General features: G+C 71.3%; 10 protein-coding genes. All 10 read right to left on the reverse strand.

What is annotated here, in order from left to right; all coding sequences use genetic code 11:
- Nucleotides 1-45: 45 nt before the first annotated feature.
- The 10 genes from ACFU5K_RS07195 to ACFU5K_RS07240 all read right to left on the reverse strand — a co-directional run bounded on the left by ACFU5K_RS07195 (nucleotide 46) and on the right by ACFU5K_RS07240 (nucleotide 13,591).
- Nucleotides 46-1,107, reverse strand: coding sequence for a sugar phosphate isomerase/epimerase family protein (locus tag ACFU5K_RS07195; protein ID WP_384057826.1), 1,062 nt, complete (start codon nucleotides 1,105-1,107; stop codon nucleotides 46-48).
- Between the two features lie 41 nt (nucleotides 1,108-1,148).
- Nucleotides 1,149-2,540 carry an alkaline phosphatase family protein gene (locus tag ACFU5K_RS07200; protein ID WP_384057828.1) on the reverse strand — a complete coding sequence of 464 codons (1,392 nt, stop codon included), beginning with the start codon at nucleotides 2,538-2,540 and terminating at the stop codon, nucleotides 1,149-1,151.
- The gene (eboE, locus tag ACFU5K_RS07205; RefSeq protein ID WP_384057830.1) at nucleotides 2,537-3,712 is read right to left on the reverse strand and encodes a metabolite traffic protein EboE; all 1,176 of its coding nucleotides are present in this window, start codon (nucleotides 3,710-3,712) and stop codon (nucleotides 2,537-2,539) included. The genes ACFU5K_RS07200 and eboE overlap by 4 nt, the downstream gene beginning before the upstream one ends.
- Before the next feature lie 2 nt (nucleotides 3,713-3,714).
- On the reverse strand, nucleotides 3,715-4,563 hold the full coding sequence (locus tag ACFU5K_RS07210; protein ID WP_384057831.1) for a TatD family hydrolase: 849 nt from the start codon (nucleotides 4,561-4,563) through the stop codon (nucleotides 3,715-3,717).
- Nucleotides 4,563-5,192 (reverse strand): EboA domain-containing protein, encoded by a 630-nt coding sequence (locus ACFU5K_RS07215; protein WP_384057832.1) that lies wholly within the window; start codon nucleotides 5,190-5,192, stop codon nucleotides 4,563-4,565. Before ACFU5K_RS07215 ends, ACFU5K_RS07210 begins: the two co-directional genes overlap by 1 nt.
- The gene (locus ACFU5K_RS07220; protein WP_384057833.1) at nucleotides 5,186-6,103 is read right to left on the reverse strand and encodes a sugar phosphate isomerase/epimerase family protein; all 918 of its coding nucleotides are present in this window, start codon (nucleotides 6,101-6,103) and stop codon (nucleotides 5,186-5,188) included. The genes ACFU5K_RS07215 and ACFU5K_RS07220 overlap by 7 nt, the downstream gene beginning before the upstream one ends.
- On the reverse strand, nucleotides 6,100-7,278 hold the full coding sequence (locus ACFU5K_RS07225; RefSeq protein ID WP_384057835.1) for an SCO3242 family prenyltransferase: 1,179 nt from the start codon (nucleotides 7,276-7,278) through the stop codon (nucleotides 6,100-6,102). Before ACFU5K_RS07225 ends, ACFU5K_RS07220 begins: the two co-directional genes overlap by 4 nt.
- A 41-nt stretch (nucleotides 7,279-7,319) precedes the next feature.
- Nucleotides 7,320-8,438: an inositol-3-phosphate synthase gene (locus ACFU5K_RS07230; protein WP_384057837.1), complete on the reverse strand. Its 1,119-nt coding sequence runs from the start codon at nucleotides 8,436-8,438 to the stop codon at nucleotides 7,320-7,322.
- A gap of 93 nt (nucleotides 8,439-8,531) precedes the next feature.
- Entirely contained in the window at nucleotides 8,532-12,236 is a 3,705-nt protein-coding gene (locus ACFU5K_RS07235) for a ThuA domain-containing protein (protein WP_384057838.1), read from the reverse strand.
- 350 nt (nucleotides 12,237-12,586) lie between these two features.
- On the reverse strand, nucleotides 12,587-13,591 hold the full coding sequence (locus tag ACFU5K_RS07240) for a sugar phosphate isomerase/epimerase family protein (protein WP_384057840.1): 1,005 nt from the start codon (nucleotides 13,589-13,591) through the stop codon (nucleotides 12,587-12,589).
- Nucleotides 13,592-13,598: the final 7 nt, after the last annotated feature.

The raw sequence follows: 13,598 nt of genomic DNA on the forward strand, positions 1-13,598 counted from the left end.
GCCCGGTTCCTGGAACCGGGCCCCACACGTGTGTGCCGTCAGGCGTCAGTCGCCGCAGCGGCTCTCGCGCAGCGAGTGCAGGTGCTCGCTGGACTTGCGGGCGAAGGCGAAGGACTCGACCGGGTTGTCGTGCTCGGTCTGCCAGTGGTGGTAGGTACGGCCGCGGTGCGTGCGCGCGGTGACCCGGCTCAGGAAGTTCTTGTAATCGATGTCGCCGTCGCCGACGTCGGTCATGTCGTAGCCGTCGCGGGCGCTGTCGTTACGTGTGCCGTCCTTGACGTGGAAGAGGGGGTACCGGTCGGGCTGCTTGAGCACGTAGTCGATGGGGTTGAAGGGCGCCGGTGTGCCGTCGGCCCGCTTGCCGAAACGGAACTGGGCGCAGAGGGCCCAGTAGATGTCCATCTCCAGGTACACCAGGTCGGGGTCGGTCTCGGCGAGCAGGACGTCGTAGAGCCGTACGTTCGGCTTGTCGGTGGCGAAGGAGAACTCCTCCGCGTGGTTGTGCTGGTAGAACTTCATGCCGCGCCTGCGGGCCGCGGCGCCGTAGGTGTTGAAGTCCTCGGCCGCACGCTTCCAGCCGTCGACGGTCGAGCCGTAGCGGAAGGGCCCGGAGGCGGTCCCGATGTGCTTGAGGCCGAGGGCCTCGGCGTCGTCGAGGACCTTGGTGAGGTTCTGGGCGAAGGTGTAGGCGCCGGGGTTGTTGTCATCGGAGTAGCCGACATGGCTTCCGATGGGGTTCAGTCCGTGGTCCTTGGCCAGCTTCTTGAGCTGGGCGAGGGTGATGGCCCCGGCCGAGCCCTGGGTGTACCCGGCGAACTCGATCTCGTCGTAACCGTACTTCTCCAGTTCGGCGAAGACAGGCGCGAAGCCGAGGGTGGAGACCTTGTCCCGCAGGCTGTACAGCTGGATGCCGAGGCGGCCGGGGGGCAGGACGGGGCGGCCCTTGCCCTGCCCGTGTCCGTGTCCGTGGCCTTGCCCGCTCTGCGGGGCCGCCGCCTGCGCGGCGCCGCCGATGAGTGTGGCGGCAGCGGTTCCTGCTGCGACGCCCAGGACGTTGCGACGGCTGAGTCTGCTCGCGAGTTCCGGGTCCTTCGGGGTGCGGCTCATGATCACGTATCTCCCTGTGGATGTGCGGGGCGGGCGGATTGTCAGTGGAGTCCGGCAAGCTGGAGGAGCAGGGACTTCACTTCGGTGGCCTGGACTCGGCCGGTGAAAGCGTGGGGGGTGGAGCAGAGGATGAGCGGACCTTCGTCGTCGCTCGTGGGGAGGCGGCCGTGGCTGCCGCGGATAGGTGAGGGGTCGAGCGGGACGACCGCCATGCGGTAGCGCATCCCGAGCTTCTTGCGGGCGACCGCCGAGACCGCCTTGACCCGGACATAGGGGTCCTGGGGGTCCATGAAGAGCTCCACGGGGTCGTAGCCCGGTTTGCGGTGGATCTCGACGAGCTGCGCGAAGTCGGGTGCGTGCGCGTCGTCGAGCCAGTAGTAGTACGTGAACCAGGCGTCCTTCTCCGCGACGGCGACGAGCTCGCCGGAGCGGGGGTGGTCCAGGTGGTTCGCCTTCTTGCCCTCGTCGTCGAGGAGTTCGGCGATCCCCGGCAGGTCCGCGAGTGCCGCCCTCGTGGCCTCGAGGTCCTCCGGCCTGCGCACGTAGACGTGGGCGAGCTGGTGGTCGGCGACGGCGAAGGCGCGGGAGGTCATCGGGTCGAGATACTCCATGCCGTCCTGGGTGTGCACCTCCAGCAGGCCGGCCCGGCGCAGGGCGCGGTTGATGTCCACGGGGCGGTCGACCCGGGTGATGCCGTACTCGGAGAGTGCGACGACGGTGCGGCCCTGGGCTCTGGCGTCGTCGAGGAGCGGCGCCACGGCACGGTCGAGGTCGGCCGCCGCCCGGTGGGAGCGCGGGTCGTCGGGGCCGTAACGCTGGAGGTCGTAGTCGAGGTGAGGGAGGTAGCAGAGGGCCAGGTCAGGGGTACGGGTGGCCAGGACGTGGCGGGTGGCGTCGATGATCCACTGCGAGGAGACCAGGTCGGCACCGGGGCCCCAGAAGTGGAAGAGGGGGAAGGTGCCCAGCTTCTCGGTCAGCTCGTCGTGCAGCGCCGGGGGCCTGGTGTAGCAGTCGGGTTCCTTGCGGCCGTCGGCGTAGTACACGGGCCTGGGGGTGACGGTCCAGTCGGTGTCGGCGCCCATCGCGTACCACCAGCAGATGTTGGCGACGGTGTAGCCGGGGTGCGCGCGCCGGGCCGCGTCCCACAGCTTGTCGCCCTCGACGAGTCCGTTGTGCTGGCGCCACAGGAGGACGTCGCCGAGTTCCCGGAAGTACCAGCCGTTGGCGACGATGCCGTGCTCGGAGGGCATCGTGCCGGTGAGGAAGGTGGACTGGGCGGCGCAGGTTACGGCGGGCAGCACGGTGGACAGCGGTGCCTTCGACCCGGCCATGGCGCGGAGGTTCGGCATGTGCGCGAGCAGCTGCGGCGTGAGTCCGACGACGTCGAGGACGAGCAGCGGGGTGGGGTGCGTACCGGTTTCAGGTGCGGTCATGGGAGCTCCTTCAGACCCAGGTCGACAAGGAGGTCCCGGGCGAGGGTGAGTTCGGCTGCGATGCCGTCGGCCAGCTGGGTGCGGGTGCGGGGCCGCTGTTCCGCGGGGAGTGCCTGCCAGGTGTACGTCTCGACCTCGAGGTGCCGGGTGAGGGGCACGGCCCCGCCGACGAGCCGGGTCAGCACGGACTGGAGGACGGGGAGCGTGGAGGAGAGCGGCGGCGCGGGGGGCGCGTGCAGGGGGACGTGGAAGTGCGAGCGCCAGGGCGTGCTGTCGGGGAGCGCCCCGCCGGACACCGCTTCGTCGAGGTCGTCGGTCCCCACGAGACCCTCGGCCGTCGATGCGCGTGTCTGGTGAAGGAAGCGGGGTTCGGCGAACGCGCCGAGGGCGGCGCGCACCTCGGGCAGATGGGGGTGTTCGGCGTGCAGCGCGGCCGAGAGCTGCGCCTTGGCGACGCGGATGCCGGCCGTCCGCAGGGCGTCGAGCGCGGTCTCGGGGTCCTCGAAGGATGTCGCGAGGTGACAGGTGTCGACGCAGATGCCGATGCGTTCGTGCCCCACGGCGCTCAGGGGCGCGATGGCGTCGGCCGTGGTCTCCACGGTGCAGCCGGGCTCGGGTTCGAGGCCGATGCCGATGGACTTGCCGGTCAGTTCGGCGAGGGCGTCGAGCCGCTGCGCGAGCACGGTGAGCGCCTTCCGGGCGGTGCTCCCGGCCGTGGGGTCGTCGTCGAACGGAGTGCGCCAGGCGATCGGGAGGGTCGAGATGGTCCCCTCGGTGACGTCGTCGGGCAGCAGGGCGGCGAGCAGCCGGGCCAGGTCCGTGGTGTGGGCGAGGCGCTCGGGGTCGGTCCAGTCCGGACTGTAGACCCGGTACTTGACCTCCTGGGCGCCGAAACCCTCGTAGGGGAAGCCGTTGAGGGTGACCACTTCCAGGCCGCGCCGCTCCAGCTCGCCGCGCAACGAGCGGAGCGCCGCGGGGTCGTTGATCAGGGCACGCGCGGCGTCCTTGGCGAGCCAGAGGCCGATGCCGATGCGGTCACGCCCGAGCCGTTTGCGTACGGGCTCGCAGTGGTCGCGCAGCTGGGCGCGCACCCCTTCGAGAGTTTCGGCAGGATGCACGTTCGTGCAGTACGCGAGGTGGACGACGGAGCCGTCGGGGTGGCGGAAGCGCACGGTCACTCCCCGCCGCGGAGGATGGAGTTTCCCTCGTGGAGCCGCGCGGGAGCGACGGTGTCGAGCTGGAGCCGGCCGCTCTGGCCGTAGAAGGCGACGGGGTTGCGCCAGAGCACCTTGTCGACCTCGTCCTCGTCGAACCCGGCCTTCAGCATGGCGTCGGCGACCTTGCGCGTCTTCAGCGGATCGCTCTTCCCCCAGTCCGCCGCCGAGTTGACGAGGATCCTGTCACTGCCGTGGCTCCGCAGGACCGAGACCATCCGGTCCTCGTCCATCTTGGTGTCGGGATAGATGGAGAAGCCGGCCCAGCAGCCGCTGTCCAGGGCGTCCTCGACCGTCGTCTCGTTGAGGTGGTCGAGCAGGACGAACTCCGGGGCCAGGTCGGACTCCCGGACGACATCGATGGTCCGGTGCAGCCCGGCGAGCTTGTCACGGTGCGGGGTGTGGACGAGCGCGGGCAGACCGTGCTCCGAGGCGAGCTGGAGCTGGGTGGCGAGGGCGGTGTCCTCTGCGGGTGTCATCGAGTCGTAGCCGATCTCACCGACGGCGACGACGGAGTCCTTGACGAGATACCGGGGCAGTGCGTCGAGGACCGGGGTGCAGCGCGGGTCGTTCGCCTCCTTGGGGTTCAGGGCGAGCGTGCAGTGGTGGGCTATGCCGTACTGCGAGGCGCGGAACGGCTCCCAGCCCAGGAGTGCGTCGAAGTAGTCGAAGAAGCTGGCGGGCGAGGTGCGGGGCTGGCCGAGCCAGAAGGAGGGCTCCACCAGGGCCCGGACACCCGCGTCGTACATCGCCTGGTAGTCGTCCGTGGTGCGGGAGGTCATGTGGATGTGGGGGTCGAAGATGCGCATCAGGACTCCTCCGTGGGGGCGGGGGCGGGGCCGGGGGCCGTGTGTTCGAGGACGGTCAGCAGACCGGGGGGTACGGGGCGTCCCGCGGCGATGCGCTCGGCGGCGAAGTCACCCAGCATCTCGGCGAGTTCGGCGTCGCCACGGGCGCGGGCGGCGAGCCGGTCCAGGGCCTCCACGGGGACCTCGGTGAACAGGCACTTGAGGACGGCGTGCCGCCAGCCGTGGGCGTCGAGGTGGGCCGCGCCGTAGGGGCCGACCGCCGCGGCGACCAGCCGGGTGTCGTTGGTGCGCAGTGCGTCCTCGACGAGCGGCAGCGCGCGGGCCCCGAGATCGAGCCGGTGCAGAGTGAGGAGGACGGCACGCCGCTCGGCCGCGGTGCCCTGTTCGTAGAGCCGGGTGACCGCGGACAGTCCGGCCCGCGCCTCGACGAGCAGCAGCGCGCGTACGGAGTCGGCGTTTTCCAGTCCGCAGTGCCGGCCCGCGGAGGCGAACCGCAGTTCCCAGGGTGGTGTACCGCTGTCGGCGCCGGGGTGGGACGCCGCGTGGGCGGCCTCGTCGAGCGCCTCGTCGAGCCAGGCCCTGGCCGCACCCGGGAGCAGGCCGTCGAGTTCCTTGTGGTCGATCAGCACGGTGCGCCTCCGTTCGTCGCTCCGGTGGCCCGGTCGGCCGCGACCAGGGGCGTGCTCGTCCTCGCGGGGGCCCGGCCGGCAGCCGCGCGGAGGAAGTCGATCGAGTGGCGGGCGAGTTCGGGTCCCGCGTGGGAGTGCCGGGGCAGTTCGACGACGGTCAGACCGCTGTACCCGGTGGCGGCCAGGGCTTCCAGCACCGGCGGGAAGTCGATCTCGCCGTCGCCGAACGGCAGGTGTTCGTGCTTTCCCCGCCGCATGTCCTCGATCTGGACGTGGCGCAGCCACGGCGCGGCCTCCTTCACGCACTCGACGGGCGGTGCGGGTTCCAGGCACTGGCAGTGGCCGATGTCGAGTGTGAGCCCGAGCGGCCCGGGGTCTGCGAGCAGGGTGCGCAGCCGGTGGAAGTCCGCGAGCGTGGCGAGGAGGTGGCCGGGTTCCGGCTCGATGGCGACGGGGACGCCCGCGCGCCCGGCGGCGTCGAGGACAGGGGTGAGGGCGTCCGTCAGCCGGTGCCAGGCGGTGTCGGCGGTGGTGTCCGGCGGGGTGATGCCGCTGAAGCAGTGCACGGCGTGGGCACCCAGTTCGGCGGCCACGTCGACGGCACGGACCAGCAGGGCCGTACGGGCGGCGCGAGCCTCGGGATCCGGGTCCAGGAGGGAGGGGCCGTGCTTGCGCCGGGGGTCCAGGACGTACCGGGCTCCGGTCTCGACGGTCACGCCCAGCCCGAGGTCTGCGAGCCTGCCCGCCACCCGGCGGGTCCGGACGGCGAGGTCCGGGGCCATCGGGTCGAGGTGCATGTGGTCGAGGGTCAGCCCGACGCCGTCGTAGCCGAGGTCGGCGAGCAGGCCGAGGGCGTCGTCGAGCCGGAGGTCGGTCAGTCCGTTGGTGCCGTAGCCGAAGCGGAGCGTCATGTGGGGCTCACCTTCCGGGCCAGCGCGCGGGCGAGGGGGACGAGCCCCATGACCGCGAGCCCGTTGACGGGTGCGCCGGCCCTCGCTGCCAGTGCGGCCTGCAACGGGATCATCGCCCGGATGCCGCCGCCGACGGCGCGCTGGGTGAGGGGCGGCGAGGGGTTGAGTGCGGCGTGGAGGAGCGGGATCGCGGACGTGCGCAGGTAGGAGCCGGTGAAGGCGGGGAGAAGGAGCCGCCCGGAGCCGGACGGCACTTCCGGTGGGCCGCTGTCCGCACTCCCGACCCGGGTTCCCGGTGTGCCGCGCCCACCTGGCGATGACGGGCGCGCGCGCAGGACGGCCGCCGCGAGCGCGGCGACCCCGGCTAGCGCGGCCAGCGGCGCGGCGGAGGATCCGCCCTGTGCCTCGTGGCGGGAGACAGCTGTGACCGCGTAGGTGTGTGCGCCGAGCACGAGGGCGGAGGGGAGCGCGGAGCGGAGTGGCCGTGCGGCGCCCGAGCTCCTGGTGGCCTGGTGCGGGCGTACAAGGATGGCCGGACGGTTGCCTGAGCGGGATGCCCCTGGGGCCTCTCCCCCGCGTCCCGGCGCCTCCGCGGCGACCGGCCGGCTCCCTGCCCGGGTTCTAGGCGTCGCCGTCGCCGTGGCACCGAGCATCAGGTCCAGGGCGCGGGCCGAGGCCATCGCCGCCGGGCCCAGCTTCGTGTGCTTCAGGTGCAGGTCGTACGCCCAGACCGTGGCCGCAAGCCCGGACGCCACCGCGAGGGCCGGTCGGCCGGCGCGTGATGCCAGGGCCAGGCCCGCCGCGGTGAGGACGCCGGCCGCCGCCAGGGCCGCGCCGGGGGCGACGCGGCCCGAGGGGATCGGGCGGTGCGGGCGGTCCAGGGCGTCCTCCTCGCGGTCCGCCCAGTCGTTGAGGGTCATGCCGGCCTCGTACAGGCACAGCGACGCACCGATGGCGAGTGCCGTGCCGCGCCCGGGGCGGCCGACGGCGGCGGCTCCGGCGAGCGCGTCACCGGGCACGCTGAACAACGCGGAGACCCGCAGCAGTTCGGCCCAGGCGCGCAGGCGTCCACGGTTATGGGGCCTGTCCGGTGCGGGCGCAGTCCCGCCCGCACCGGACAGGCTGTCCGAAGGCCGCGGAACCGGGACCGCGGCCAGGGGCCGGGCTCCGGGCACCCGCGGTGTCCCGGCCGTCTCCGCGGCCGGCCTGAGCGGCCTCACCGGGCGGCCCGCAGCCGGTCGGCGAAGGCCAGCAGGGAGGCGTACTGCTCGGACAGTGCGGCCGGCCCCCCGTCGGGATCCTTGAAGTAGAAGCCCAGTTCGGGTCGCGGCCCGGTCAGGCCCGCCTCGTGGGAGCGGGCCAGCAGCCGGGCCAGGTCAAGGACCAGGGGAGCGGCCAGGGCCGAGTCGCAGCCCTGCCAGATCGTCTGGAGGATCATCCGCGAGCCGAGGAAGCCGTCGAAGGCGACGTGGTCCCAGGCGGTCTTCCAGTCGCCCATCGCGGGGACGTCGTCGATGTGGACCTCGCCCTCGGGGGCGGCCCCGAGGGTGTCGGCGAGTACGCGCTCCTTGCCCGCGTTCTTGGCCGCCGCCGCCGCGGGGTCGGCCAGCGCCGCCCCGTCCCCGCCGCCCAGCAGGTTCGTACCCGACCACGCCCGCACCGGCAGCGCGCGCTGCACGAACATCGGGGCGAGCACGGAGCGGAGCAGGGTCTGACCCGTCTTGCCGTCGCGTCCGGCGTGGGGAAGTCCGCTGGATTCGACGGCGTCCTGGAGGCGGGGGCTGCGCAGGCCCGTGGAGGGGGTGAAGTTGGCGTACGCGCAGCCCGCGCGGAGTGCGGCGGCCGCGTAGAGGGAGCTGGCGGGAAGCCGCGCGTCGTCCTCGGCGGGCGCGGGCTCCGTCGACGCCACGTTGATGACGACGGTCCGGGCCAGTTCGTGGCGGCGGGCGAAGTCCTCGAGGTCGGTGGTGAAGGCGGCGATCAGCTCCTCGTCGGTCCGTGTGTCACCGGCGAGTGGTCCACCTGGGCGTATCTCCGCGTCGGCACGGAGGAGTTCGGCCTCGACGGCGGAGGGAAGCCCGTGCGGGAGCACACCGCCGGCCGCGAGGGCTTCGGCCCGCTTGGGCAGCGGGCAGTCGAGGGTGTCGTGACCGCCGAAGACGAGTGAGGACAGGGGTGGCAGCCCGGTGTCCGTGAAGGGGGGTGTCTCGGTGACCATGCCGGTCGGTGGGTGGAGACCGGCCGCGATGGCCGCGCATCCGGCGGTCGCGGTGGTGGCGACTGAGCCGCGGGCTCCGATGAACCAGACTCCGGTACGAACGGCATGTGCGCTCACGGGCTGCCTCCCTGGGGGGATGTAGAGGGGTGGTGGACGGTGGGCGGGGAGCCGGGGCATCCCCGCCCACCGTCGGCGCAGGAGGTGGCCGCCCTACGTCGAGGGCAGTTCCTTCAGCTGGATGTCACGGAAGGACACCTGGTCGTCGGCCCCGTGGTTCTGGAGACCGATGAAGCCGTCCTTCAGACTGCGGCCGGGCACGGTGTTGGTGAAGTCGTTGATCTTCACACCGTTGAGGAACACCTGGAGGCGCTCGCCCTGGACCTTGATCTCGTAGCTGTTCCACTGGCCGGGAGGCCGCAGGACCCGGTCACGGGCCTTGAGGTCGGCGGACTTGAAGGTGTAGACGGCACCGGTCGTGCGGTCGGCCGCGTCGGTGGCGTCGATCTGGACCTCGTAGCCGTTGTCCACCGCGGACCACGGGTCGTCCGACTCCGGAAAGCCGACGAACACACCGGAGTTGTCGTCGCCCGCCATCTTCCAGTCGAGCTTCAGCGAGTAGGACTTCAGCTCCTTGGCCTGGTAGGTCAGCAGGCCCATGCCGCCCTCGGAGCGCAGCTCGCCGTCGGCGACGGTGAACTTGCCGGGGCCTGCCTGCTTCCAGCCTTCGAGCGTCTTGCCGTTGAAGATCGACCGGTAGCCGGTGTCGGGCTTGCAGTTGGCCTTGACCTGGCCCGAGGCGTACCGCAGCCCGCCCAGCAGGTGCTGGCGGAATGCCGGTTCGGCGTAGGACTCCTTGGTGTGGCCGAGGCCCGTGTAGAAGGAGCGGCCACCCTCGTATGCCTGGCACCAGGCGATCGGGTGGTCGCCCTTCATCGTGCCGCCGGTGTAGCTGGTCTCGTCGAGCGTGGCGAGGACCTGGGCCTTGTCCCGCGGGTTGGTGCGGTAGTTGTACCACTCGTCGGTACGGTCCCAGGCCTCGTCCAGGTGCGCGGTCGCGGGGTGGTCGTGGTTCTCCACCCGCACGGTCGCCGGCTGGATCTGCGGGTGCGAGGAGAAGTACGCCCCGACCAGTCCGCCGTAGAACTTCCAGTCGTACTCGGTGTCGGCGGCCGCGTGGACGCCCATGTACCCGCCGCCGGTGGCCACGAAGTTCTCGAAGGCCTTCTGCTGGTCGGCGTTGAGGATGTCACCGGTCGTCGACAGGAAGACGACGGCGTCGTAGCGCGCCAGGTTGCTGGTGGTGAACTGGCCGGCCTCCTCGGTGGAGTCGACCGTGATGTTGGTGTCCTTGCCGAGCTCCTTGAGCGCGGCGACGCCGGTGGGGATCGAGTCGTGGCGGAAGCCGCCGGTCTTGGAGAACACGAGGACGCGCTTGGCGGTCTTGTCCACGGGGCTGTTCGACAGCTCGAAGTCGTCCACGTCGTAGAGTGCCCCGCTCCCGCCCTTGAAGACGAGGAAGAGTTCCGTGGCCTTCTTCGGCGCCCCGCGCAGCGGCACGTCGATGTCCTGGAACGAGTCCCAGCTGCCGGTCACCGGGACCGGAGCGGAGCCGAGGATCTTGCCGGTGGGCGATCCCGCCCGCACTTCGAGGAACCCTCCGGCACCCGCCGAGGAGGTACGGGCGGTGAGCTTGGTGGTGCCGTCGAGGATGTACGGGGTGAAGGAGATCCAGTCGTCGTTGTCGATGTCGCCGACTGTCCTGCCGCCGTGGGCGCTGGTCTTGCTGGGTGTGCTGATGCCGGAGGACCTGTCGAAGTGCTCGGCCTGGCGGTGGCGGGGCTGGAGCTTCGCCTGGTCACGGCCGGTCAGTGCGGCCTGGCCGCCGCCCCCGCCGTCCGTGTAGGACGCGGAGATGCCGCCGTAGATGTTGGCGTTGGGGTCGTGGCCGCCCTCCATGGCCGTCGTGATGGTGCCTTCGCAGCCGTGCTCGGTGGTGATGTCGTGGCCGTGGCTGTCGTGTCCGAGGGTGAACTTGACCTCGACCTTGCTGCAGTCGACGGTGCCGTCCTCCGGGTCGGTGACGGTCACCTTGAAGGGCACCTTGTCGCCGAACTCGAAGGGCCTGCCGTCGAGCGGGGCGTCCAGCACGACGGTGGGCGCGGTGTTGCCGACGGTCACGTGCACGCTCGCCGAGCCGGTGCGGCCCGTCGGGTCCTTGGCCGTGACGGTGGCGGTGTACGTACCGTTCTTCTTGTACTTGTGGGTGGGGTTGGCCGAGGTGGACTTACCGCCGTCGCCGAAGTCCCACGCGTAGGTCAGGGCGTCGCCGTCACCGTCGGTCGTGCCGGCGGACGAGAACTTCACCTTGAGCGGCGCGGTACCGGAGGTCCTGTTCGAGGACGCCTCCGCGATGGGTGAGCGGCCGCCGGTGGCGTTCTCGATGCGGTAGAGCGCCGAGTGCTCGTCGCCACCGAACCAGGAGAGGCCGTAGTCCAGGACGTACAGTGCCCCGTCCGGGCCGAAGGCCATGTCCATCACCTGCGTCCCGGTCCACGGGACGTCGTTGATGGACTTCACGGCTCCGTCGCCGTCCTGCTCGATGCGCTTGATCCACTGCCGGCCGAACTCCCCGGCGAAGAAGTCGCCGTCGTACTCCTCGGGGAACTTCACCGGCGAGTCGAGGCCGGCGTCGTAGTGGTAGACGGGCCCGCCCATCGGGGACTCGGAGCCGGTGCCGAACTCGGGCACGGACGCGCCGTCGTACGGGATCCAGGCGGCCTGCGACGGCGGGAGGTCCACAAGACCGGTGTTGTACCGCGACTCGTTCTTCGGGGCGGCGCAGTCGAAGCGCGGGCCGGAGGTCCCCGTGGCGAAGTCGTAGTCGTTGAAGGCCTGGTTGTCCCCGGTGCAGAAGGGCCAGCCGAAGTTGCCCGGCTTCGTCACGCGGGCGAACTCGACCTGGCCCGCGGGTCCTCGGTTCGGGTCCGCTGAGCCCGCGTCGGGGCCGTAGTCACCGACGTACAGGATGCCGGTGGCCTTGTCGACACTGAAGCGGAAGGGGTTGCGGAAGCCCATGGCGTAGATCTCGGGGCGCGTCTTGTCCGTGCCCGGAGCGAAGAGGTTGCCGTCCGGGACGGTGTACGAGCCGTCGCCGGCCACCTTGATGCGGAGGATCTTGCCGCGGAGGTCGTTGGTGTTGCCCGAGGTGCGGCGGGCGTCGAACGCGGGGTTGCGGTCCGCCCGGTCGTCCAGCGGCGAGTAGCCGTCGGACGCGAACGGGTTGGAGTCGTCGCCCGTCGAGAGGTAGAGGTTGCCCTGCGCGTCGAAGTCGATGTCCCCGCCGACGTGGCAGCAGATGCCACGGGTGGTCGGGATGTCGAGGACCTTCTTCTCGCTGGCGTTGTCGAGGGTCCCGTCCTCCTTGAGGACGAAGCGGGAGAGGCGGTTCACGCCCTCGAACTTCGCGAAGTCCGCGGCGGTGCCGTTCTCCGGGGCGTCGCCGGCGGGGGTGTCCAGCGGCGGCGCGTAGTAGAGGTAGATCGCCCGGTTCTGCGCGAAGTCGGGGTCGATCGCGACCCCCTGGAGGCCTTCCTCGTCGTGCGAGTAGACGGGGATGGTGCCGGAGATCCGGGTGTTGCCCGCACTGTCGGTGATCCGCAGCTCGCCGCCGCGCGACGTGTGCAGCACGCTGCGGTCGGGGAGGACCGCCAGCGTCATGGGTTCGCCCGTCTCGGCCGCCCCCTTGGCGAGGGTGACCTGCTGGAAGTCCTCGGCAGCGTCCTGCGCGGCCGAGGCCTTGGGGGCGTCGGCGGTGGCGGGCGAGGAGCCCAGGGTGAGCGTGGCGGCGGCGAGCAGGCCACCGGTGAGAAGTGCGAGTGTCTTTCGGGCGCGGAGCCGTCTGCTGCTTCTGTGCACGTGCGTCCTCCGGAGTGTGCCGGTTGTTCGGGCGGGTGCGTTTCTGCCGTTCCGCGCGGGGACTGCCGCGCTCGTCCCCGGAGCCGTGTGGCCCCGGTGACGCGAGTCATGTCGTGTACACGTATGGGACCGTAGCCGCGTTCGTCCCGTACGGAAAGCCCTTGCGCAGAGACTGGGTTGAACTTCTCCCCGCGGAAGGACAAAGGTGCGTCCGGGCATGCCGAGCGGCCCCCTGGCTTCCTGTGCCGGCCGCCGAGGGGGTTGGTGCCGCCGTGCGTCCCGGCCGCCGCCGGGGTACGGGAACTGGGGGCGGGGCCCTCCCGGTAGATGCGGGAGGGCCCCGCCCGGTGTCAGTCGCCGCCTCCGAACGCGGCGTCGAAGGACGCGCTGGGCGGGTCGAAGTCGAAGCGCTTCAGCGACGCCAGTGCCTCCGGTGCACCCGTCAGCCGGTCCATGCCGGCGTCCTCCCACTCCACCGAGACCGGACCCTCGTAACCGATGGACCGCATCATCCGGAAGACGTCCTCCCAGGGCACGTCACCGTGCCCCGCGGAGACGAAGTCCCAGCCACGCCGCGGGTCGCCCCAGGGCAGGTGGGAGCCGAGGCGTCCGTTGCGGCCGTCGAGGCGCTTGCGCGCCTCCTTGCAGTCGACGTGGTAGATCCGGTCCCGGAAGTCGTAGAGGAAGCCGACGGGATCGAGGTCCTGCCACACGAAGTGGCTCGGGTCGAAGTTCAGCCCGAACGCCGGCCGGTGGTCAACCGCTTCCAGGGCCCGGTGGGTGGTCCAGTAGTCGTACGCGATCTCACTGGGATGTACCTCGTGGGCGAAGCGGACCCCCTCGGCGTCGAAGACGTCCAGGATCGGGTTCCAGCGCTCCGCGAAGTCCTCGTACCCGCGCTCGATCATGTGCGGGGGTACCGGCGGGAACATCGCGACCAGGTGCCAGATGGAGGATCCGGTGAAGCCGATGACCGTGTCGACGCCGAAGGCGGCTGCCGCCCTGGCGGTGTTCTCGATCTCCTTCGCGGCCCGGCGGCGTACGCCCTCGGGCTCCCCGTCCCCCCAGATGCGGGCGGGCAGGATGCCCTGGTGGCGCTCGTCGATCGGGTCGTCGCAGACGGCCTGGCCGACCAGGTGGTTCGATATCGCCCAGCACTTGAGGCCGTACTTGTCGAGCAGCTCCCGCCGCCCGTCGAGGTAGCCGGGATCCGCGAGGGCCTTGTCGACCTCGAAGTGGTCTCCCCAGCAGGCGAGTTCGAGGCCGTCATAACCGAAGTCCCGCGCGTGCCGGGCGACCTCCTCCAGTGGCAGGTCGGCCCATTGGCCGGTGAAGAGTGTGAAGGGACGGGGCATGCGCACA

It is taken from the genome of Streptomyces sp. NPDC057428 (genome assembly GCF_042803195.1).
In the GTDB taxonomy this organism is placed as follows: Bacteria; Actinomycetota; Actinomycetes; order Streptomycetales; family Streptomycetaceae; genus Streptomyces.

What these genes read in the sequence shown, in the direction of transcription:
- ACFU5K_RS07195 (WP_384057826.1), bottom strand. Translation starts at nt 1,107, where the DNA reads ATGAGCCGCACCCCGAAGGACCCGGAACTCGCGAGCAGACTCAGCCGT.
- ACFU5K_RS07200 (WP_384057828.1), bottom strand. Translation starts at nt 2,540, where the DNA reads ATGACCGCACCTGAAACCGGTACGCACCCCACCCCGCTGCTCGTCCTC.
- ACFU5K_RS07210 (WP_384057831.1), bottom strand. Translation starts at nt 4,563, where the DNA reads ATGCGCATCTTCGACCCCCACATCCACATGACCTCCCGCACCACGGAC.
- ACFU5K_RS07220 (WP_384057833.1), bottom strand. Translation starts at nt 6,103, where the DNA reads ATGACGCTCCGCTTCGGCTACGGCACCAACGGACTGACCGACCTCCGG.
- ACFU5K_RS07240 (WP_384057840.1), bottom strand. Translation starts at nt 13,591, where the DNA reads ATGCCCCGTCCCTTCACACTCTTCACCGGCCAATGGGCCGACCTGCCA.